The 20,741-nt window shown below is 71.6% G+C and carries 14 protein-coding genes; 7 read left to right on the top strand and 7 right to left on the bottom strand.

Annotated features, from left to right (window positions below; genetic code table 11):
• Positions 1 to 331: 331 nt before the first annotated feature.
• On the bottom strand, positions 332 to 1,570 hold the full coding sequence (locus ABD329_RS15030; protein ID WP_198280099.1) for an alginate lyase family protein: 1,239 nt from the start codon (positions 1,568 to 1,570) through the stop codon (positions 332 to 334).
• Positions 1,571 to 1,736: 166 nt separating this feature from the next.
• Between ABD329_RS15030 and ABD329_RS15035 the strand changes: the two genes are divergently transcribed.
• On the top strand, positions 1,737 to 2,798 hold the full coding sequence (locus tag ABD329_RS15035; protein ID WP_198280098.1) for an endonuclease/exonuclease/phosphatase family protein: 1,062 nt from the start codon (positions 1,737 to 1,739) through the stop codon (positions 2,796 to 2,798).
• 15 nt (positions 2,799 to 2,813) lie between these two features.
• Here the strand turns inward: ABD329_RS15035 and ABD329_RS15040 are convergent, their stop codons facing one another.
• Positions 2,814 to 3,851 carry a LysR family transcriptional regulator gene (locus ABD329_RS15040; protein ID WP_198280100.1) on the bottom strand — a complete coding sequence of 346 codons (1,038 nt, stop codon included), beginning with the start codon at positions 3,849 to 3,851 and terminating at the stop codon, positions 2,814 to 2,816.
• A gap of 168 nt (positions 3,852 to 4,019) precedes the next feature.
• On the opposite strand from ABD329_RS15040, the gene ligD reads away from it, so the two are divergent.
• Entirely contained in the window at positions 4,020 to 4,958 is a 939-nt protein-coding gene (ligD, locus tag ABD329_RS15045; RefSeq protein WP_198280097.1) for a non-homologous end-joining DNA ligase, read from the top strand.
• Between the two features lie 39 nt (positions 4,959 to 4,997).
• On the opposite strand, the gene ABD329_RS15050 is transcribed toward ligD, so the two are convergent.
• Positions 4,998 to 7,073, bottom strand: a complete 2,076-nt coding sequence (locus tag ABD329_RS15050; protein WP_344316465.1) for a PhoX family protein — start codon at positions 7,071 to 7,073, stop codon at positions 4,998 to 5,000.
• 271 nt (positions 7,074 to 7,344) lie between these two features.
• Here ABD329_RS15050 and ABD329_RS15055 point away from each other — a divergent pair, with 271 nt between their 5' ends.
• From ABD329_RS15055 to ABD329_RS15065, 3 genes are all read left to right on the top strand, one after another.
• A complete protein-coding gene (locus tag ABD329_RS15055) occupies positions 7,345 to 9,492 on the top strand; it encodes a VWA domain-containing protein (RefSeq protein ID WP_344316466.1) in 2,148 nt (715 codons plus the stop codon).
• A gap of 181 nt (positions 9,493 to 9,673) precedes the next feature.
• Positions 9,674 to 11,407, top strand: a complete 1,734-nt coding sequence (gene metG / locus ABD329_RS15060; RefSeq protein ID WP_198275871.1) for a methionine--tRNA ligase — start codon at positions 9,674 to 9,676, stop codon at positions 11,405 to 11,407.
• Positions 11,408 to 11,591: 184 nt separating this feature from the next.
• Complete coding sequence (locus ABD329_RS15065) at positions 11,592 to 11,987, top strand: DNA-binding response regulator (protein ID WP_198275870.1); 396 nt, start codon at positions 11,592 to 11,594, stop codon at positions 11,985 to 11,987.
• Positions 11,988 to 12,064: 77 nt separating this feature from the next.
• Here ABD329_RS15065 and ABD329_RS15070 read toward each other — a convergent pair whose 3' ends face one another.
• Entirely contained in the window at positions 12,065 to 13,009 is a 945-nt protein-coding gene (locus ABD329_RS15070; protein WP_198275869.1) for an intradiol ring-cleavage dioxygenase, read from the bottom strand.
• A gap of 160 nt (positions 13,010 to 13,169) precedes the next feature.
• On the bottom strand, positions 13,170 to 14,999 hold the full coding sequence (gene aspS / locus ABD329_RS15075; protein ID WP_198275875.1) for an aspartate--tRNA ligase: 1,830 nt from the start codon (positions 14,997 to 14,999) through the stop codon (positions 13,170 to 13,172).
• Positions 15,000 to 15,118: 119 nt separating this feature from the next.
• Here aspS and ABD329_RS15080 point away from each other — a divergent pair, with 119 nt between their 5' ends.
• A complete protein-coding gene (locus ABD329_RS15080; protein ID WP_344316468.1) occupies positions 15,119 to 17,320 on the top strand; it encodes an ATP-binding SpoIIE family protein phosphatase in 2,202 nt (733 codons plus the stop codon).
• Here ABD329_RS15080 and ABD329_RS15085 read toward each other — a convergent pair whose 3' ends face one another.
• Positions 17,321 to 18,415 carry a Dyp-type peroxidase gene (locus ABD329_RS15085; protein WP_425574337.1) on the bottom strand — a complete coding sequence of 365 codons (1,095 nt, stop codon included), beginning with the start codon at positions 18,413 to 18,415 and terminating at the stop codon, positions 17,321 to 17,323.
• 124 nt (positions 18,416 to 18,539) lie between these two features.
• On the opposite strand from ABD329_RS15085, the gene ABD329_RS15090 reads away from it, so the two are divergent.
• Positions 18,540 to 19,883, top strand: a complete 1,344-nt coding sequence (locus ABD329_RS15090) for a right-handed parallel beta-helix repeat-containing protein (RefSeq protein WP_198275866.1) — start codon at positions 18,540 to 18,542, stop codon at positions 19,881 to 19,883.
• Between the two features lie 7 nt (positions 19,884 to 19,890).
• Here the strand turns inward: ABD329_RS15090 and ABD329_RS15095 are convergent, their stop codons facing one another.
• On the bottom strand, positions 19,891 to 20,595 hold the full coding sequence (locus tag ABD329_RS15095) for a hypothetical protein (RefSeq protein ID WP_198275874.1): 705 nt from the start codon (positions 20,593 to 20,595) through the stop codon (positions 19,891 to 19,893).
• Positions 20,596 to 20,741 lie beyond the last annotated feature (146 nt).

Consider the following 20,741-nt stretch of genomic DNA (forward strand, 5'->3'; position numbering starts at 1 on the left):
CCCGCCCCTTCCCGAAACTGGGACCCCACCCCAGACCCCGGCCCGGGCCCGGCCGACGTGCGTCGGGCTGCCCCGCCCCGCCCCTTCCCTCGACTGGGGCTCCGCCCCAGACCCCGGGGTCCAGGGGCGAAGCCCCTGGTATCGGGAAGGGGCGGGAGGGGAAAGTCGCCGGGCCCCCGGAACCCCGGCCCCCCAGGCCGCGGGGCGGCCCAGGGCCGGTCCGGGGTCGGTCCACGACCGGGCCACGGCCGAGCCAGGGGCGGGCCGCGGCCGGGCCGGGATCGGGTCGCGGCCGGGCCGGGATCGGGCCGGGATCGGCCCCGGGCCGGGCTCAGGACGGGTTGTCCCCGTGGGTCAGGGTTTCCCAGCCCAGGAAGAGGCTGTTGGTGCCCGCCGGGCGCTGCCGCTCGGTGAGCTTCTGGGTGTTGGCCATGGCGATGCCGAGCCGGTTGTGCAGGGCGTTGTAGCCGACCTCGGTGATCGGGCCGAGGCCGCGCTTGACGCTGCCGCCGCACAGCCAGGACGGCGGGGCCTCGCCCAGCTCGTACTTCGACTGGAAGCCCAGCGCCTGCCGCAGCCGCTCGCCCACCTCGGGGTAGAGGTCCTGACCCTGGATGCGGCTGGTCTCGGCGACGTGCGCGATGGAGGCGATGCCGTAGCCGGTGTGGGTGAAGTCGCGGCAGGTCTCCTGGGTGAGCCCGGTGACGAAGGTCGACTGGCCCTGCCAGTACTTGATGATCTTGTCGCGGGTGTTGAGGCCGCTGCCGGGCGCGGTCTTGGGCAGTGAGCCGTCGGACTCCAGGTAGACATACGCGGGGACGCGGCCGCGGAACTTCGCGATCGCCTTGTCGTAGCTGGTCCGGTCGTCCAGGAAGACGGAGATGCCGGCGGCGGCCTCCGTCATCACCAGCTCCCAGTTGCCGTTGGAGTTCGAGCCGCCGATGACCTTCGGGAGGTAGACGGTGCGCAGCATGGTCTTGAAGCGGTCGATCGAGGCGGCGGACCAGCCGTCGTAGGTGTAGCGGATGATCTCGGCCGCGCGGGGCCAGGAGGATCCGGCCCAGCCGGTCTGGAGCGGGGCGTTGCTGTTGGTGTGGTCCTTGATGGTGGCCGACCAGGCGTCCATGATCTGGATGGCCTTGTCGGCGTAGCGGCTGTCGCGGGTGATGTACCAGGCCAGCGAGAGCGAGTAGGCGGCGAGCGCGTCCTGGCGCTCGTCCGTGCAGCCGATGTTGGGGTCGGAGTACGGACCGCATTCGACGACCGCGCGGGGCTTGGGGGTGCGCGAAAGCGAGGCGTACGGGCTCGCCAGCATCGCGTCGTACGCGCCCTTCCAGGGCTGGGCGCCCGCATTCACCTTGGAGCGGACGAAGTCGAGCTGGGCGCGGCTGACGAGGACGCCGGGGTGGGTGAAGGCGGCCTTGGGCGTGGCCCTTGGCGCTGCTTCGGCGGTGGCCTCGGCCGCGGTGGACCGCTGGGTCTGCCCGGCCGTGGCCGGGCCGCTGAGGATGCCCGCGAACAGCGCGGCCAGCGCTGTGGCGAGAGCGAGATACAGGGCTCTGGTGCGCATGGGGGCGGCTCTCCTGACGGTGAGTTCGTGTGTTCGTATGTGTGAACGACGGATGCCGACATGAACTCCTGCGGTGTTCCGGGAAGTTAGCTCATGAACACGTCAAGGTCTAGACCTTCCGTTCATAGGAGAATGTGCGCGCCCCGCCCCGATCGAGAGGCCCAGCGTGGAGACGACAGTCGCGGAGGACCAAGCCGCAGGCCCCGGCCGCCCACTGGCGCCGCGCGGCGCCCGGGCCGTCGCCCGGCTGCTACGGCTCCCCGGCGGACGGGCCCGGCGGTGGGCGGCCTGGTGCGCGATGCCGCCCCTGGCCGTGGTCAGCGTGGTGGTGCTGTGCCGGGCCACGGACACCGACGGCATCACCCCCGTACCGCAGCTGCTCGCCTTCCTGCCCTGGCTGCTGGTCCCGGCGGCGCTCGGGCTGCTGCTCAGCGCGGCCGCGCGCTGGCCGCTGGGGTGCGGCTGGGCGCTGGCCGCGGCGGCGGCCACCGGATGGTTCATCCAGCCGTACGACGGCGGCTCCCCGCCCGAACCGCACGGACCGGTCCTCGCCCGGCTGCGGGTGATGACCGCGAACCTCGAGTTCGGCCAGGCCAGGGAGGGACTGCTGAGCGCGCTGCGCCGGGAGCGGCCGGATCTGGTGGCGGTTCAGGAGTGCGACACGCGGTGCGCCTCGGCACTGGACTCGGCGGCCGTCCGCAGGGCCTACCCGTACCGGAGCGTCGCCCTCGGCGACAGCGCCGCCGCGGGCTCGGCGATCCTCAGCCGCCACCCGCTGACCCGGGCGGAGGGGGTGCGCGGAACGCTGCGGATGCCGGGCGCGGTCGTCCGGGTCGCGGGGCAGCGGCTGCGGATGCAGGTCGCCCATCCCATGCCGCCGATGCCGGGGCAGCTGGACCTCTGGCGCACCGAGCTGGGGCGGCTGCGGGCCTACGCGGACGGGCGGGGCGAAGAACCCACCCTGATCGCGGGCGACTTCAACGCCACCCAGGACCACGCCGCCTTCCGGGCCGTGCTGGACACCGGGCTGCGGGACAGCGCACGGGCCGCCGGGGTGCCCCGCACCCCCAGCTGGCCGAGCGCCACGACCCCGCTCCTGGGGGCGCAGATCGACCACGTCCTGGTCAGCCGGGCACTGCGGCCGCGCACGGCCCGCTTCCTGGATCTGCCGCACACCGACCACCGGGCGCTGCTGGTGGAGCTGGACCTGTACGGGCCGCGGGGCTGAATCCCGACCGGGGGCTCAGCTCTCGCTCGGGTCGTAGGAGTTGGCCAGCTCGAACGGATCGGGCTCAAGACCCGCCGTGGGCCAGCGCTGCTCCCGCTGCCAGCGCGCGTTCTCCCGCGCGAGCGCGTCCCAGAGCAGATTGAGCGGATGGGCCGGGTCATAGGACGCGCGCTCCCCGCGCCGGGTGAACGCGCCCAGCAGCACCTCCAGCCGGGGCCCGGTGTCATTGACCAGCTCGACGGCGCGCAGCCCGCGTCCGTACACCACCCTCGGATCGCCCGCCGCGTCCGCGACCCCCTTGGTGACCAGCATGCAGCCGCGCAGCAGCCCGGAGCGCAGCAGCTCGAAGCCGTAGTTGACGGTGTCGATCTCGGCCGCGATGCGCAGCTTGCCGCGGTAGTCGCCGCCGAACCAGGTGTGCAGCACCCCGGCCATCAGCCCGCTCGCCGAGACCACCAGCGGCAGGGTGCGCAGCGCGCTGGTCGGGGCGGTGGGGCCGGGCAGCTCGGCCTCGGAGAGATTGGTCAGCAGCGAGACCCCGCTGCGCCGCCACTCCATCACATCGAAGGCGGCGAGCTCGTCGGCGCCCTCGGGCCGGGTCACCACGGATCCGCACACCAGGTCCACATCCTTGGCGCGCAGCTTGGCCAGCACGTCCCGGGTGCGCACATGGCCGACCTTGAGTTCGATACCGCGCTGCCGGAAGTCCTCGGCCACCCGCTCCCCGGCGCCCGCCAGATAACTGAGGGTAAATCGGGTGGTGCCCACCATCAGCGTTTTTCCCAGGCGGCGCCGTGACTCATGGATGCCGTCCAGCCAGTCGCCGAGAGTTCCGCGCGCCAATTCGACCAGGGCTTCTCCGGTGCCGGTGAACAGCACGTCCTTGCCCCGCCCCTGCTTGAGTATGAGGGGTTCGCCGCAAAGCTCGCGAAAGTTCCGGTTCATGGTGTCGATCTGCTTTTGCACACTGGACTGTTCGCGGCCCAGAATCCGTGCCGCACCGAGCGCCGTACCGGCCTCATGGACCATGATCAGGGTGCGCAACTGATCCATCGTGGTGTCCATCAGCGCAAGCGGGCTCTGCGCCCAGCGGCCGCGCCGATCCGCCGTCGGCGGGCCGAGCGAACCTGGTCTCACCATGATTTCCCCCGTTTTTCAACTTCTCCCGTTTTCCTGACTCCAGAGTTTAGTCAGCGATCCATGGGGTTACCCGGGTCCGATATGAGCGAGAAGCGGACCGATGCGCGAAACGTCAGGACCGGGGGCCACACCGTACAGGTCAGTCGGCCGGAAAAGGAGCTGTTCCCCGAGGACGGGATCACGAAGTGGGACCTCGTGGAGTACTACCGCTCGGTCTCCCGGCGCATCATTCCGCAGTTGCGCGGCCGCCCTTTGATGATGGAACGCCATCCGGACGGAATCGGCGGCAAGCCGCTGATGCAGAAGAACGCACCCGACTACTTTCCGGACTGGGTGCGCCGCGCCGTGCTCCCCAAGGAGGGCGGTGAGGTCACCCATGTGGTCTGCGACAACACCGCGACCCTCCTCTACCTCGCCGACCAGGCGTGCGTCACCCCGCACCGCTGGCTCTCCCGGGCCGACCGGCCCGACCACCCCGACCGGCTGGTCTTCGACCTCGATCCGCCCTCGTCGGAGGAGTCCGGCTTCGAGGAGGTGCGCTGGACGGCCCGCCGCTGCTGCGGACTGCTCGGCGAGCTCGGGCTGCCGGGGCTGCTGATGACCACCGGCTCGCGCGGGCTGCATGTCGTCGTCCCGCTGGACCGCCGCGCCGACTTCGACACCGTGCGGTCCTTCGCCCGCGACGCCGCCGACCTGCTGGCCGCCCGCCACCCCGACCGGCTCACCACCGAGCCGCGCAAGGACAAGCGGCGCGGCCGGCTCTACCTGGACACCCAGCGCAACGCCTACGCCCAGACCGCCGTCAGCCCGTACGGGGTGCGCGCCAAGCCGGGAGCGCCCGTGGCCACGCCCATCGACGCGCGGGAGCTGGACGACCCGGAGCTGAGGGCCGACCGCTGGACGCTGCGGACGGTCGGCGAGCGGCTCGCGGACGACCCCTGGGCCCGTACGGACACCAGGGGCCGTTCGCTGCGCGGCCCCCGCGAGCGGCTGAAGCGGCTCGCGGAGGACAAAGGCTGACCGACCGCCGGGGCCTGAGGCGCCTGCGCCTGAGGCGCCTCAGGCGCCGATGTCGTCGCCGTCGCGCCGCCAGACGCTGATCACGGACGGGCGGGTCAGCTTGCCCGGGCCGTCGGGCCAGGTGGACGCGGGCTTCTCGACGCTCGCGCCGTCGAGCTCGCCCGGGTGCTGCACGGCCACCAGCACCCGCCGGTCCTGCACGATGGGCCCGCAGGTCTCGGCGCCGTTCGGCACGGTCAGGAACTGCTTGACCTCACCGCGGCGGCTGCCCGCCGTGGCCACGCCGAACAGCCCGTCGTGGTTGCCGAGCGCATTGCCGTCCGTGGATATCCACAGGTTGCCGTACGCGTCGAAGGTGATGTTGTCCGGGCAGGAGATCGGGCTGACCTGGTCCTTGGGGAAGCCGCCGAAGTAGGTGCTCGGGTCCTCGGGGTCGCCGCAGACCAGGAACAGCCGCCAGTTGAAGCGGGTGGAGCCCGCGTTGTTCCAGCGCTCGGTCAGCTCCAGGATCTGGCCGTGCTTGTTGCCGTTGCGCGGGTTCGCCTCGTCGGCGGGGGCCTTGCCCTCCTTGCCGCGGTCGGTGTTGTTGGTCAGCGCGATGTAGACCCGGCCGGTGCGCGGGCTCGGTTCGACGTCCTCGGGGCGGTCCATCTTCGTCGCGCCCGCCTTGTCGGCGGCGATACGCGTGAAGACGTAGACCTCCTCGGCGGTCATGCCCTCCACGAAGGAGCGGTCGCCGCAGGCCAGCGGGATCCACTCGCCGGCGCCGTCGAACTCGTCGTCCTTGGGCAGCTTTCCGGAGCCGTCGATCTCGGCGGACGGGCTGTCACCGGTGAACTTGGCGACGTACAGCGTGCCCTCGTCCAGCAGCGTGCGGTTGTGCTCGCGGGCGATGCGGCTGTTGCCCTTCATCATCCGCTTGGCGGAGACGAACTTGTAGAAATAGTCGAACTTCTCGTCGTCGCCCATGTAGAGGACCGGACGGCCGTCGGTGGTCAGCCGGGGCTCGGCGGCCTCGTGCTTGAAGCGGCCCAGCGCGGTCAGCTTGCGCGGGGTGGCCTCGGGGTCGAACGGGTCGATCTCGATCACCCAGCCGAAGCGGTTGGTCTCGTTCGGCTCCTTGGCCGCGTCGAAACGGTCGTCGAACCGTTCCCACTTGCGCTCGGAGGCGGCGCCGGTGATGCCGTAGCGCTTGAGCCGGGCCGCGGTGACCGGGTCGGTGACCGAACCGCCGTTGGCGAAGTACTGGTTGAAGTTCTCCTCGCCGGAGAGCACCGTGCCCCACGGGGTGATGCCGCCGCCGCAGTTGTTCAGCGTGCCGAGGATCCGCTTGCCGGTCGGGTCGGCGGAGGTGCGCAGCAGCTCGCTGCCCGCCGCCGGGCCGGTGACCTCGAACGGAGTGGTCGCGGTGATACGGCGGTTGAGGCGGTGGCGGGACAGCGCGGTGAGCCGGCCAAGACCGCGCTCCTCGGCCGTCACGACCACGGACAGGCCGTGCGCGGCCCAGCCGATCTCGGCCTGCTCACGGGTGGGGTTCTCCGGGTCGTAACCCGAGAACATCAGCACCTCGTCGGTGTACTCATGGTTGACCACGAGCAGCTGATGGTCGCGCTCGCCGGGGACGTCCAGGACCGCCATGTAGTCGTTGTTGTAACCGAACTGGCCCGCCTGGGCCTTGGCGCTCTGCCGGTCCGGGTCGAACGCGGGCGCGCCGCGCAGGATCGGGTCGCCCCAGCGGATCACCACGTTCTGGTCGTGGCCGTCGGCGACGACCACGGTGTCCTCGGTGTTGGGGGCGACCGGCGCGAAGCGGAGGCCGCGGGCGGCCTTGCTCTTCGCCGCGGCCTTGTGCTCCGCGGCCGCGCCGCCGGCCGCGGCGGACGCCCCCGGCGCCCGCTCCCCCGCGACCGCACCGGCCGCGCCCGCCACGGTCACCACGGCACCGGCCCGCAGCAGGGCACGGCGCGAGGCGGCGCCGGCGATGACATCGCCCACGTAGGCGTTGTCGCTGGTGTTCGGCGTCTCGTGAAGGCAGGCGTCGCCACAGCGGTACCGGCACGTCAGTGCGGAACGACCGCCCGGGTGTGAGCTGATGAGCGGCAGGAGGTTGCGCACGTCTTCCCCTCCGTAAGGGTGTTCACGTATGGGCTTCGCCGGGCCCCGCATGGGCAGCGCGCCGACGCGGTCCGGGCCGACATGACGTCGGGATCCTTTGGCGGCGAAGCTATGGGCGTAGAACCGCATGGCGGCGACGAACGCCTGAACCAGAGGTGAACGAAGCGCGAGCGGAATCGGCGGACGAGGGCCGCCGGACGGCCCGCTAGCCTTTCGGCACCACGGTCATGCACCGCCATGCACCGCACTCGACACGTGAGAGGTATCTCCCATGGGCATACGGGACCTACTGCGCAAAGTTTTCGGCCGCTCCCGAACCACGGGGGTGGACGATTCTTCTGCTGCGCCGGAGGCGGCGGTTGTCCCGGACCCCCAGCCCAAGTCGGCGCAGCCGACGGTGGACCAGAGGGCCGAGGGGAAGCCCGAGTCGGACGCCAGGCCCGAGCCCGCGCCGGAGCCTGCGGCTGAGCCGAAGGCTGAGTCGCAGGCTGAGTCGCAGGCTGAGCCGAAGCCCGAGCGGACCGCGGCCGCGGCCGGGGACACCAAGGCCCCGGCCTCGTCCCGGGACTCCGGGGACGCCGGGGGCTCCGAGGACTCCCGGGACTCCCGGGACGCCGGGAACGCCGGGGACTCCGGGGACTCCGGGGACGACGAATCCGGGCACGACCCGGCGCTGTCCGCCCCGCTGAAGTCCCTCGACGAGATCCTGAAGTCCCCCGCGCACGAGGACGCGTCAACGTCGGGCGAGGAGACTCCGGCTGAGGGGGCAACAGCGGCAGCGGCCGCCGCCGAGCCGAAGTCGGAGGCCAAGGTGGACGAGCCCAAGCCCGCCGCCGAGCCCGAGACCACGGCCGAGCCCGAGGCGGAGCCCGCCACCGCGCCTGCGGTGGCCGCGGCCGCCGATGCCCCGGCGGCAGAGGCGACGACTGACAAGGCTGACGACGAGTCCAAGGCCGAGGTTGCGGAGGCCCCCGCACCGGAACCCGCCAAGGCGCCCAAGTCCACGGCCAAGACCAACGACAAGCCCGCCGAGGCCGTGGCGGCAGAGCCCAGTGCCGCCGCCGAGCCCGAGGCCGCCGAGGCCGAAGCAGCGGCTGACGACAAGCCCACCAAGGCGGAGGCCGAACCCACAGCCTCGAATGCCCCCAAGGCCGAAGCCAACGCCACGCCGCAGCCCAAGGTTGCCGAGGCCCCCGCACCGAAGCCCGCCAAGGCGCCCAAGTCCACGGCCAAGACCGAGCCCGAAGCTGAGGCGGCAGCAGAGGCCACTGAGCCCAAGGCTGAGGCAGCCACAGAGGCTGACGCCGGGCCCAAGGCTGACGCCGACGCAGAGGCAGCCCCGGCGGCGGAGGCAAGTGCCGACGCCGAGGCGAAGGGAGAAGCTGGCGGCGACGCCGCCCCCGCGACCGACGAGCCCACCAAGGCAGAGGCCGAGCCCACAGCCGCGAGCGGACCCGAGGCCGACGCCGAGACGGAGGCTGGCGACGACGTCGCCCCCGCTGCCGACGAGCCCGCGGAAGCGAAGGCTGAGGCCGCCGCCGCGAGCGGACCCGGGGCCGACTCTGAGCCCGAGCCCGAGGCAGCGCCTGAAGCCGACGCCGGGCCGGAGGCGGGGGCGGGGGCCGCCGCGAGCGACGCCGCAGCCGAATCCGCACCCGAGGCCGACGTCACGCCCGAACCCACGGCCGCAGCCGATTCCGCGGCCGCCGCCATCCCTCTCGCCGACTTCACGGCGCGGGCGCCTGAGCTCGTCGGGGCGTACGGTGCGGCCGGGGAGGCCGTTCAGGAGGGTGGGCTGGGCGGGCAGCGGGCCGTCGTCTACCTCGTGCTGGACCGGTCCGGGTCGATGCGGGGGTACTTCAAGGACGGCACCGTGTCGCATCTCGCCGGGCAGGCGCTCGCCCTGTCCGCGCAGTTCGACACCAGCGGCACCGTGCCCGTCGTGTTCTTCTCCACCGACATCGACGGCACCGCCGACCTCGAGCTCGACCAGCACACCGGCCGGATCGAGGAGCTGCACGGCTCGCTCGGGCACATGGGGCGGACGAACTACCACACCGCCGTCAACGCCGTCATCGAGCACTACAAGGCGTCCGGGACCACCGACCCCGCGTTCGTGATCTTCCAGACGGATGGCGCGCCCACCACCAAGACCGCCGCCGAGAAGGCGCTGTGCGAGGCGGCGGGGCTGCCGCTGTTCTGGCAGTTCCTGGCGTTCGGGGACCCGGAGGCGAAGGGGTTCGACTTCCTGCGGAAGCTGGACACCTCGCCCGCCCTCGCCGTCCCGGAGAAGCGGGCGGTCGACAACACCGGCTTCTTCCACGCCGGGCTCGACCCCCGTACGGTCGCCGACGCCGAGCTGTACCGGGAGCTGCTGAAGAAGTTCCCGGGCTGGCTGGCCGCCCGCGAGCAGGGCTGACGGGCGACCCCACCCGACCGGGCGCCGCACCGGCACTACACCGGCGCCACCCCGGCGCCACCCCGGGGGCCATCCGCCGCGGAAAAAACGCCGCGCGGGTGGCCCCCGTCACTCGGATACGATATGGGCGGCTCAGCAGAGCGAATTGTCACTTACCGTATCGACTCGGGAGCAGCCTGCAATGGCTCGACACCTCATCACCAGCGCCCTTCCCTACATCAACGGGATCAAGCACCTGGGCAACATGGTGGGGTCCATGCTCCCGGCCGACGTCTACTCCCGCTATATGCGCCAGCGCGGCCATGACGTCCTCTACATCTGCGCCACCGATGAGCACGGCACCCCCGCCGAGCTGGCCGCCAAGGAGGCCGGGCTGCCGGTCGACGAGTTCTGCGCCCAGCAGCACGACGCGCAGAAGGCGATCTACGACGGCTTCGGGCTGGCCTTCGACTACTTCGGCCGCAGCTCCTCCGCGCAGAACGTGCAGATCACCCAGACGATCGCGCGTGAGCTCAAGGCGAACGGCTTCATCGAGGAGCGCTCGATCCGCCAGGTGTACTCCAACGCCGACGGCCGCTTCCTCCCCGACCGCTACATCGAGGGCACCTGCCCGCACTGCGGCTACGACCGGGCCCGCGGCGACCAGTGCGAGAACTGCACCCGCGTGCTCGATCCGACCGATCTGATCGACGCCCGCTCCGCGATCAGCGGCAGCAGCGATCTTGAGGTCCGGGAGACCAAGCACCTCTTTCTCCTCCAGTCCAAGCTGGCGGACGAGGTCGCCGCCTGGGTCGACGAGCACGGCAAGGACTGGCCGACGCTGGCCTCCTCGATCGCCCGCAAGTGGCTGAACGAGGGCCTCCAGGACCGGGCGATCACCCGTGACCTGGACTGGGGCGTGCCGGTGCCGGCCGACACCTGGCCGGAGCTGGCGGCCGAGGGCAAGGTCTTCTACGTCTGGTTCGACGCCCCGATCGAGTACATCGGAGCCACGAAGGAGTGGGCGGACCAGGACCCGGCGAACCGCGACTGGAAGTCGTGGTGGTACGACGTGGACCAGACGGTCCGCTACACGGAGTTCATGGCCAAGGACAACGTCCCGTTCCACACGGTGATGTTCCCGGCCACCCTCCTGGGCACCCGGGACGTCTGGAAGAAGGTCGACTACGTCAAGGCGTTCAACTGGCTGACGTACTACGGCGGGAAGTTCTCCACCTCCGCCAAGCGCGGGGTGTTCACCGACGCCGCGCTCGAGGTGCTGCCCGCCGACTACTGGCGCTACTTCCTGATGGCGAACGCCCCGGAGTCCGACGACACCTCCTTCACCTGGGAGCACTTCACCGCCACGGTCAACAAGGACCTGGCCGACACCCTCGGCAACTTCGTCAACCGCGTGCTGTCGTTCTCGCGCAAGCGGTTCGGCGACGAGGTCCCGGCCGGGAAGGCCGCCGGGGAGGCGGAGGAGCGCCTGGGCGAGGAGATCGCGCGGCTGCTGGCGGAGTACGAGGAGCACATGGACGCGCTCCAGTTCCGCAAGGCCGCGGCGGCGCTGCGGGCCCTGTGGAGCGCGGGCAACTCCTACCTCGAGGAGAAGGCCCCCTGGCTGGAGATCAAGACCGACCAGGAGGCCGCGGCCCTCACCCTCCGTACGGCGATGAACCTCATCCACCTCTACGCGATCGTCTCCGAGCCGTTCATCCCGGCCTCGGCGCGGGCCATGCGGTCGGCGTTCGCGCTGGGTGAGGACACCGCGATCTGGGTCGGCCAGGAGGAGGCGAAGGCGCTGGCGTCGGTCCCGGCGGGTACGGCCTTCACGGTTCCCCCGGTGCTTTTCGCGAAGATCACCGAGGAGGACCTGGACGCCTTCCGGCAGCGCTTCGGCGGCGAAGAGCAGAACGGGAACGGCGCCGCATAGCGGCTCCCGCCGCGCGGCTGGGGCTCCACCCCAGACCCGTGGGCTCCGCGCGGCGCCGGCGAACGGCGCCGGGCAAGACCCCTCCTGCGCCCCCTCACGCACGTATTGATCGCGCGGCAACCGTTCGTTTAGCCCCCTCGATGACCCTGTGGAGTCCATAGCCACCGGGAAATCGAGGAACACAGTGCCGGACGCGCGTGTCACGGTGACGGTCCACGGCCCCGACCCGCTCAGCCGGGCCGGGGTCGTGCGTCATCTGAAGCATCAGCCCAGCGTCGAGCTGGTCGACCGGCCATGCCCGCTCGGCGACGAGCCCCGCGGCACCGTCGCCGTCATGCTCGCCGAGCGCCTCGACGACCGTGCCGGGGCGGAGCTGCGCCGTCTGGTGCGGGGCGGTCGGCAGCGGGTGGTGCTGATCGCGGGCGAGCTCCGGGAGACGGAGCTGATGGCGGTGATGGAGTACGGCGTCCAAGCGGTCTTATGGCAGCACCGGACCACCCCGAAGCGGCTGCTGCGCGCCGTGCACCGGGCCGCCCGCGCGGACCGGGGCACACCGTGCGGCGTCGACCGGAGGCTGTGACCCCGGGGCTTCGGACGACCCCAGGGGCCAGGGGACCCAGGGCTCAGGGGACCCCAGGGGTCAGGGGCCCCAGGGCGTCAGAGGTCCGTGCCGTCGTGGGTCGCGTCGGGGTCGACCCCCAGCGTGAGGCTGCCGACGACACCCTTCTCGATCTTTCCCTTGCGGTACTTCAGCTTCAGCAGCCCGCCCTGCGCACCGTTGCCGGGGTAGATCCCGTCCTCGTCGAGGGTGGTGCGCTCGGTGGTGCTGGTGTTGTACGGGGCCACCTTCGCCGAGTCCAGCACCGCCTCCTCGGCGAAGAAGAGCTGACCGGTGTGGCAGGTGTGGCCGCCCTCGTAGCCGGAGTCGGTCATCTTGCCGCCCACGTGCACCTTGGTGTGGATGTGCACACAGCGGCCCCGGTACCAGCCGGGGAAGACCGTGGTGAACTCGACAAAGCCGTGCCGGTCGGTCAGCTGGGTGCCGCGCAGATACCGCTTGTCGTCGGTCGGGTCCTGGTGGCCGCCTCCGCCGCCGGGCGGCCCTCCGGTCGGCGTCCCGGTGGGAGTGCCGGTGGGCGGGGTGCCGGTGGGCGGAGTGCCGCCGCCACCGCTGCTGGAGCTCTCGTAGCCCGAGTAGAGGCCCAGCGCATCGCAGTGCCAGATGTCGACGGCGGCCTTCGCCACGGGTTCGCAGCTGTCGGAGTCGATCACTTTGAGGCGGAGGGTCATCGGAATGCCCTCCTTGCCCTCGGTGATGTCCTTTCTGATCTTGTCGGCGTCGATGTAGTACGGCCCCTCGGTGGTCTCCGAGGTGAGCCGGTAGCAGACCTCGCCGGACGGGGAGGACGCGGAGGACGCGGAGGACGAGGGGGTGGCGGAGGAGGCGGACGCGGAGGTCTCGCCCGCGGCGGCGGTGGTGGCGGCGGCCGCTCCCAGGCCCGCCGCCGCGACCGCCGCGCCGCCCGCCACCACGACCCGTCGCCTCGTCATGTCCCGCTGGGGCTGCGGCTCGAGGCCGTTGCTGCTCTGCTGTTCGGTCATGGGCCGGGACAGTAGGGAGCCAACCTGGCAGCCCCATGGGTGCGGGCTGTGAATGGCTGTGCGAAGAGCGGCATTCGGCCACGCCTACCCCCGCACACACGGGGGCGGGGGCGCGCCGTTCGGCACGCCCCCGCCCGTGGGTATCGTCCGGCCGCCTCGCCTACTCGGCGGGCTTCTCCGCCTTCTCGCCCGTCGTCTCGCCCGCCTTCTCGCCCTTCTCGGCCTGCTTGACCTGCGGCGGCTTCCGCAGCGACAGGTGCAGCTCGCGCAGCCGGGCCTCGTCCACCTCGCTGGGCGCGCCCATCAGCAGGTCCTGGGCGTTGCCGTTGAGCGGGAAGGCGATGGTCTCGCGGATGTTGGGCTCGTCGGCCAGCAGCATCACGATGCGGTCCACGCCGGGGGCGATGCCGCCGTGCGGCGGGGCGCCGAAGTGGAACGCGCGCAGCATGCCGCCGAACTCACGCTCGACCTCGTCCCGGGAGTAGCCCGCGATCTCGAACGCCTTGTACATGACGTCCGGCTCGTGGTTCCGGATGGCGCCGGAGGACAGCTCCACGCCGTTGCAGACGATGTCGTACTGCCACGCGAGGATGTCCAGCGGGTCCTTGGTCTCCAGCGCCTCCAGGCCGCCCTGCGGCATGGAGAAGGGGTTGTGGGAGAACTCGATCTGTCCGGTGTCCTCGTTCCGCTCGAACATCGGGAAGTCCACGATCCAGCAGAAGCGGAAGACGTTCTCCACGAAGTGGCCGGCCCGCTTGGCGGCCTCGACCCGCACCGCGCCCATGATCTTGGAGACCTCGTCGAAGTCGCCCGCGCCGAAGAAGATCGACGTGCCGGGCTTGCCCTCGACCTCGGCGACCAGCTTCTCGACGTCCTCTTCGGTGAGGAACTTCGCGATCGGACCGGTCAGCTTGGCGTCCTCGCCGATCCGGACCCAGGCCAGCCCCTTGGCGCCCTGCTGAGAGGCGAACTCACCGAGCTGGTCGAAGAACTTCCGGGGCTGCTCGGCGGTGTCCGGCACGGCCAGCGCGCGCACGTGCTTGTCCGCGAACGCCTTGAAGCCGGAGCCCTCGAAGATGTGGCTGACGTCCCGCAGCTCCAGCTGGGCCCGCAGATCCGGCTTGTCCGAGCCGTACTTGAGCATGGCCTCGCGGAACGGGATCCGCAGGAACGGCGAGGTCACATGGCGGCCACCGCCGAACTCCTCGAAGAGCTCGGTCATGACCTTCTCGATGACGCCGAAGACGTCCTCCTGCTCGACGAAGCTCATCTCGACGTCGAGCTGGTAGAACTCGCCGGGCGAGCGGTCGGCGCGGGCGTCCTCGTCGCGGAAGCAGGGCGCGATCTGGAAGTAGCGGTCGAAGCCCGCGATCATCAGCAGCTGCTTGAACTGCTGCGGGGCCTGCGGCAGCGCGTAGAACTTGCCCGCGTGCAGCCGGGAGGGGACCAGGAAGTCCCGGGCGCCCTCGGGGGAGGTGGCGGACAGGATCGGCGTCGCCAGCTCGTTGAAGCCCTGCGCGGTCATCTTCTGCCGGATGGCGGAGATGACGGCGGAGCGCAGCATGATGTTGCGGTGCATGCGCTCGCGGCGGAGGTCCAGGAAGCGGTACTCCAGCCGCCGCTCCTCGCCGACCCCGTCCTCGGGGAAGACGGTGAAGGGCAGCGGGTCGGCGGCGCCGAGCACCTCGACGTCCGAGACCTCGACCTCGATCTCGCCGGTCGGCAGCTCGGGGTTGACGTTGTCCGCGCCGCGCTCGATGACCCGGCCGTCCACGCGGACGACGGTCTCCTTGCTGATGGAGCTCAGGGCCTCGTTGGCGGGGGTGTCGGGGCGCACCACCAGCTGGACCAGGCCATAGTGGTCGCGGAGATCGATGAAGAGGATGCCGCCCAGGTTCCGTCGATTGTGGAGCCATCCGGAGAGCCGGACGTCGGTGCCGACGTCAGCGGCGCGGAGCTGACCACACGTGTGGGACCGGTACCGATGCATCATTCATCCAAGTCGTGTCGATCGGGAGGCGTACGTACCCTCGGGAAGCTTCCGGCCAAGCCTACCGGCGCCGCGACCCTCACTGGTAAGCGGTTGGCAAATCCCCATAAGGTAGTGCAATGCGCACCGAGGACCTGCTGGCCGCCATAGCGACCGGCCTATGGCGCTGGGACAGTGTCTCGGGCGCCGTCAGCTATGACGCGGAGGCCGCCCGGCTGGTGGGCCTTCCCGCCGAGCCCGTCACCCTCCCCGAGGCCGCCGCCCGCGCCTGTTTCCACCCCGCGGACTGGCTGGAGGTCAAGGCGATAGTCCAGCTCGCCGTGGCCGAGGGCACCCTGGCCGAGGCCCGGCTGCGCATCGTGGACGAGAAGGGCACCGTACTGCGGACCGTGCGCACCCGCTCCCGGCCGATAGCGCGGGGCGGCAGCGAGGACGGCTACTACCTGCTCGGCACCCTCCAGGAGGTCCCGGACCCGCTGCCGGGCACCTCGGCCGGCGGCCCGCCGATAACGGGCGACTGGCGCCGCAACCGCGAGGCGTTCCTGCTGGACGCGGGGCGGGCACTGGCGGAGGCGATGTCCACCGCCGAGGTGCTGCGGGTGGCGGCGGGGCTGTCCATGCCGGGCTTCTCCCCGGACGGGCTCGCGGTCTTCGGCGTCGAGGGCGAGCGGATCTCGGTGATCGGCCACCACGGGCCGCGGGCGGGCGCCGACCGTCCGCTGCACGACATCGCGCTGAGCACCGACCATCCGGCGGCGGAGGTGGTGCGCACCGGCCGGGCGGTCTATCTGCCCACACCGGAGGAGTATCGCGGCCGGTTTCCGGCCGCGTGGTCTCCGGGCCGCCCCCGTATCCGCCGGTCCTGGGCGTTTCTGCCGCTGATCGTCGCGGGCCGCACCATCGGCGCGTGGATGGCCGGATTCGCCCATCCGGTCTCGTTCTCGCCCGATGAGCGCTCGGTGCTGACCACGATCGCCCGGATGCTGGCCCAGGCGCTGTCCCGCACCGCGCTCCAGGAGACCGAGCGGGAGCTGGCGGACGGGCTCCAGCGCTCGATGCTGCCCGCCAGCAAGCCCGACATCCCGGGGCTGACGGTGGCCGCGCGCTATGTGCCGACCGGCGGCGGACTCCAGGTCGGCGGCGACTGGTACGACGTGATCGGGCTCCCCTCGGGGCGTACCGCGCTGGTGATCGGCGATGTGCAGGGCCACGATGTGCGCGCCGCCGGGATCATGGGGCAGCTGAGGATCGCGGTCCGGGCGTACGCCTCCGAGGGGCACCACCCCGACGCGGTGCTCTCCCGCGCCTCCCGCTTCCTGGCCGGGCTTGCCGAGCCCGAGGGCCCGGACGGCCGCTACGACCCGAGGTTCGCCACCTGCCTCTACATGGAGGTGGACCCGGTGGCGGGCACCCTGGACATCGCCCGGGCGGGCCACCCCGACCCGGCGGTCCGGCTGGCCGACGGCACGATGATGCTCCGGCCCACGGCCGGCGGACTGCCGCTGGGCATCGACCCGGACACCGACTATCCGACCACCCGGGTGGTGCTGGAGCCCGGCGAGACGCTGCTGATGTGCACCGACGGGCTGATCGAGACCGGCGGGCACGATCTGGAGACCGGCTGGGACCGGCTCCGGAAGGTCTTCGAGCGGCCCGTCATCCCGGCCGCCGGCTCCGGCGGGCTCGGCTCGGGCGATCTCTCGGACAACCTCTCGGACAACCTCTCGGGCGATCTCTCGGACGACCTCTCGGACGACCTCGAGGTCCTGGCCGACTCCCTGGTGCAGGCGGTGCACGGGCCGCCCTCCCACCACACCACCGGTCCGCTCGCGGACCGGCGCGAGGACGACATAGCGCTGCTGTTGATCCGCCGGGAAGCGGAGGTGTGCCTGGTCGGCCCCGGTTCGGCGCCGGTGCGGCGTACGGCGGTCACGGTCGCGCAGGCCGAGCCGGAGCGGATAGCGGGTGCCCGGCAGCAGCTGCGCGACATGCTGCACGACTGGGCGGACCCGGACCAGATGGAGTCGGCGGTGCTGATGCTCTCCGAGATGGTCACCAACGTGCTGGTGCACACCGACGGGGACGCCCTGCTGGTGGCCGAGGTCAGCGGGCGGCACGGGTCCCGGCGGCTGCGGCTGGACGTCGCCGCCAGCAGCGACGAGCTGCCGCACCGCCGCCGCCCGGGCGAGCTGGCCTCCTCCGGGCGCGGGCTGCTGCTGATGGAGCTGCTGGCCGACAACTGGGGGGTGGATCCGCGCGGCGACGGCAAATGCATCTGGTACGAGCTGTACGAGGCCGCGCCGGACGGGCGGCCGGGCTGATCAGCGGAAGAACCGGGAACCGAGCGGGTGCTTCTCGTCGAATCCCGGAAGCATCAGGAAGGTCGCACTGGCGGTCGTGGTCGTGAATTCCAGCAGGGCGTCGGAATTGTCCATGCGGGTGAGGGTGTTGGCGAAGGTCCGTATGTCGTTCTGGAAGCTCATGAAGAGCAGACCGGGGGCGGGTGCGTCGATGCTGTAGGAGCGGCGGAGCATGAGGCCGACGCCGACCGCGGTGGAGTGCGCCCTGCGGGCGTGGGCATCCGCCGGGACGAGGTAGCGTCCGTCCGGCGTCTTGGCGCCGAGGTCCGGGCCCGAGGCGATGGTGCCGCCGGAGAGGGGCACGCCACTGGCCCGGCGCCGGCCGAAGACCGCCTCCTGTTCGGCGACGGACAGCTTGGCGAACCGCGGCAGGTCGAGTTCCATGCGCCGCAGGACGGCGAGGGTGCCGTCGGCGACCGGAGCCGGTCCGGCCAACCACAGGTGGCGTTGTTGTTCGGCCTTGGTGTGGGGGCCCACGATGCCGTCGACGAAGCCGAAGAGGTTCCGTGGCGCGGCGAGGCCCCTGGCCACCGGCACGTTCGGACCGCGGCGCCCGGACTGCCGCCAGCGTTCGTGTACCCGGTCACCGGCCTGTTCCAGAAGCGCGGCGGCCACCACCGGTAACACCAAGGCGTCGGCGGAGCAGATCTGTATCAGCAGGTCGCCGCCGCGTGCCCGGGGGGCGATCTGCTCGCGGGAGAACCGCGGGAGGTCCTCGGCGCCGGGCAGGGCGGGATCGACCTTGCGCACCAGCCGGGGGCCCACCCCGATCGTCACGGTCAGATCGCCCGGCTCCAGGCCCATCAGCCGTGCGTCGGTCCCCGCGGTGAGGGTTCGGATGGCCTCGCCGAGTCCGGCCAGCAAGGGACGGACGGACCCGGCGTCGACGATGTCGGCCACCACGGCCAGCAGGTTCCGCTGGGCCGGTTGGGGAAGCGTGATGCCCGCCTGGTAGCGGCCCGTTGGTGACACCGGCGGGGTCGGCGCGGGGCCGTCGGACCGGTCCGGCCGGTCGGAACTCGCCTGGCACCCGGCGGAGAGGCCGGCGGCGGTCACCGTACCGGCGGCACCGAGAAGCGCGCGGCGTGACGGGCGGGAGTCGGGTTGGCACACAGTGTGAACTGTGCCATATCCGTATCAGCGCCTGCGACCCCGTCCGCGCTCGTGCCAGGATGAGGCCATGCCTCGTCTCCGTCTTCGCCTGATGGCCGCGGTACTCGGCACACTGGCACCCGTACTGGCCGGCTGCGGCGGGGGCGATGACGGGTCGGACGACGGCCGACGACCGTCCGGTGCGCATGTGACGATCAACGTGCCGGCCGACGCCCCGACGATCTCGGCCGCGGTGGCCCTGGCCCGGCCCGGCGATCTCGTGCTGGTCGCGCCGGGCGTCTACCACGAGTCGGTGAAGATATCGAAGGCCCGCGTCACTCTTCGCGGCAAGTCCCGGGACAAGGTCGTCATCGACGGGCGGTTACGGCAACCGAACGGCATCGTCGTCGCCGCTCCCGGGGTGGCCGTGGAGAACCTGACCGTGCGGAACAACACCCAGAACGGGGTCCTGGTCACCGGCTCGGCGAAGGCGGCCGCCGGAGCGCCGGGGCAGTCCGGCGGCTACGACACCGGCGACGAGCCCGTCACCTTCCTGAAGTCGTTCCTGGTCTCCCATGTGACCGCGACCCGCAACGGGCTGTACGGCATCTACGCGTTCTCCGCGCAGAACGGTGTCATCGAGCACTCGTACGCGTCGGGCTCGGCCGACTCGGGGATCTATGTCGGGCAGTGCAAGCCCTGTCGCATCGTGGTGCGGGACAACATCGCCGAACTCAACGCGGTCGGTTACGAAGGCACCAATGCCGGTGGCGACATGTACGTGGTCGGCAACCGCCTGGTCGGCAACCGGGTCGGGCTCACCACCAACTCCGACCACCAGGAGAAGTTGCTCCCGCAGAAGGACGCCGTCATCGCGGGCAACCTGATCGCGGCCAACCAGCAGCCCGCCACCCCCGAACAGGCCGACGGCGGATGGGGCATCGGCATCGGCGTCGACGGCGGCACCGACAACCAGTTCGTCCGCAACCGGATCACCGGCAACGGCAACGCCGGGATGGTGATCACCGCAACCGCTGACATACCGCCGAACGGCAACCGGATCATGGACAACACCTTCGCCGACAACAGCGTTGACGTCGGCTGGACGTTCCCCACCGCCACGAAGGGCCGGGACAACTGCCTGCGCGGCAACGATCTGCGGACGACGGTGCCCGCCCGGCTCGCGACCATCGCCTCCTGCCCGCGCCCCGCCCGGTCGTCCTCGCCGTCCGGCACCTGGGCGAAGCCGACGGCGCCCGGCGGTATCCCGTTCACCGACGTGGCGGCGCCCGAGCGACAACCGCAGTTCCCGAACGCCACGACCGCGGGCGCCACCGCCGTTCCGGCCGTTCCGGCGCTACCGGACACGGCGGACTTCCGACTGCCGTCGGCGTCACTGCTCGCCACGGGCGCGCGGGTGCGGACGTCCTGAGCCGCGGCTACCGCGTCGGACCGACTCCGGGAACCGGCCGGACCGGAACGTACTTCTGGGTGTCGAAATCGATGACCACCGGCTCCGATGCGGAGGCCACGCCGACCCGAACCCGGTACATGGTGCCGTCCGAACCGATCCAGTACCGCACGGCACCCGTGCCCGTCGGACCGGACGACGCCGTACCGGTCGTGGCACGGGCGGCGCTCGGCCCGGTCATGATGTCCACCTGGTGGCCGTCCAACCGGTCCCGTCCAACCCAGGCGGCACCGTTCTGCGGCAGCAGTTCGGCGTTGTCCGGCCGGTCGTTGCCGAGCTTCAGCGCGATGGCCAGCGAACTGTCCAGCGAACTGCCGCGCCCTTGCAGCGGACGGCCGTACCAGCCCGACCCCGGCGGCCGTGCCGGTGCCTTCGCCGGGGCGTTCGCCATCGGGTGGACGAACACGGTGGTGGCCGTCCACTGGATCAGCCCGTCGCTGGACGTATCGCGCCCGGTGCCGTGCACCACGCCGTAACCGATCTTGCCGCGGTAGTCGATGGATCCGGTGATGGTCAGCCCACCGGCGGTGCCCGGCACGTCGATCGTCAGGGCGCGCCCGCCCGCCTGGAAGTTGAGGAACCGCGTGACCGCGAGACGGCCCGCCTGATCCGAGGTCAGTTCCCTTGGACCGGTGGGGGCGGAGCCGCTGTCGACGATCAGGAACGTGGCCACCGCGACGGCCACACCGCCGATGGCCGCGGCCACCACCCAGCGTGGCCGCGGCCATCGGCGCTGACCGGACGCGCGCCGCGAGAAAACGTGTCTGATTTTCAGACAACGCACCCGGCGCATTGCTAACCCGTTCCGCTTATTCATTC

The sequence above is a fragment of the Streptomyces javensis genome, from assembly GCF_039525925.1.
In the GTDB taxonomy this organism is placed as follows: domain Bacteria; phylum Actinomycetota; class Actinomycetes; order Streptomycetales; family Streptomycetaceae; genus Streptomyces; species Streptomyces asiaticus.

Bases quoted from the DNA above. Each gene is read 5' to 3' on its own strand.
- ABD329_RS15030 (WP_198280099.1), bottom strand. From the start codon at position 1,570: ATGCGCACCAGAGCCCTGTATCTCGCTCTCGCCACAGCGCTGGCCGCG.
- ABD329_RS15040 (WP_198280100.1), bottom strand. From the start codon at position 3,851: ATGGATCAGTTGCGCACCCTGATCATGGTCCATGAGGCCGGTACGGCG.
- ligD (WP_198280097.1), top strand. From the start codon at position 4,020: ATGAGCGAGAAGCGGACCGATGCGCGAAACGTCAGGACCGGGGGCCAC.
- ABD329_RS15055 (WP_344316466.1), top strand. From the start codon at position 7,345: ATGGGCATACGGGACCTACTGCGCAAAGTTTTCGGCCGCTCCCGAACC.
- metG (WP_198275871.1), top strand. From the start codon at position 9,674: ATGGCTCGACACCTCATCACCAGCGCCCTTCCCTACATCAACGGGATC.
- ABD329_RS15070 (WP_198275869.1), bottom strand. From the start codon at position 13,009: ATGACCGAACAGCAGAGCAGCAACGGCCTCGAGCCGCAGCCCCAGCGG.
- aspS (WP_198275875.1), bottom strand. From the start codon at position 14,999: ATGCATCGGTACCGGTCCCACACGTGTGGTCAGCTCCGCGCCGCTGAC.
- ABD329_RS15080 (WP_344316468.1), top strand. From the start codon at position 15,119: ATGCGCACCGAGGACCTGCTGGCCGCCATAGCGACCGGCCTATGGCGC.
- ABD329_RS15090 (WP_198275866.1), top strand. From the start codon at position 18,540: ATGCCTCGTCTCCGTCTTCGCCTGATGGCCGCGGTACTCGGCACACTG.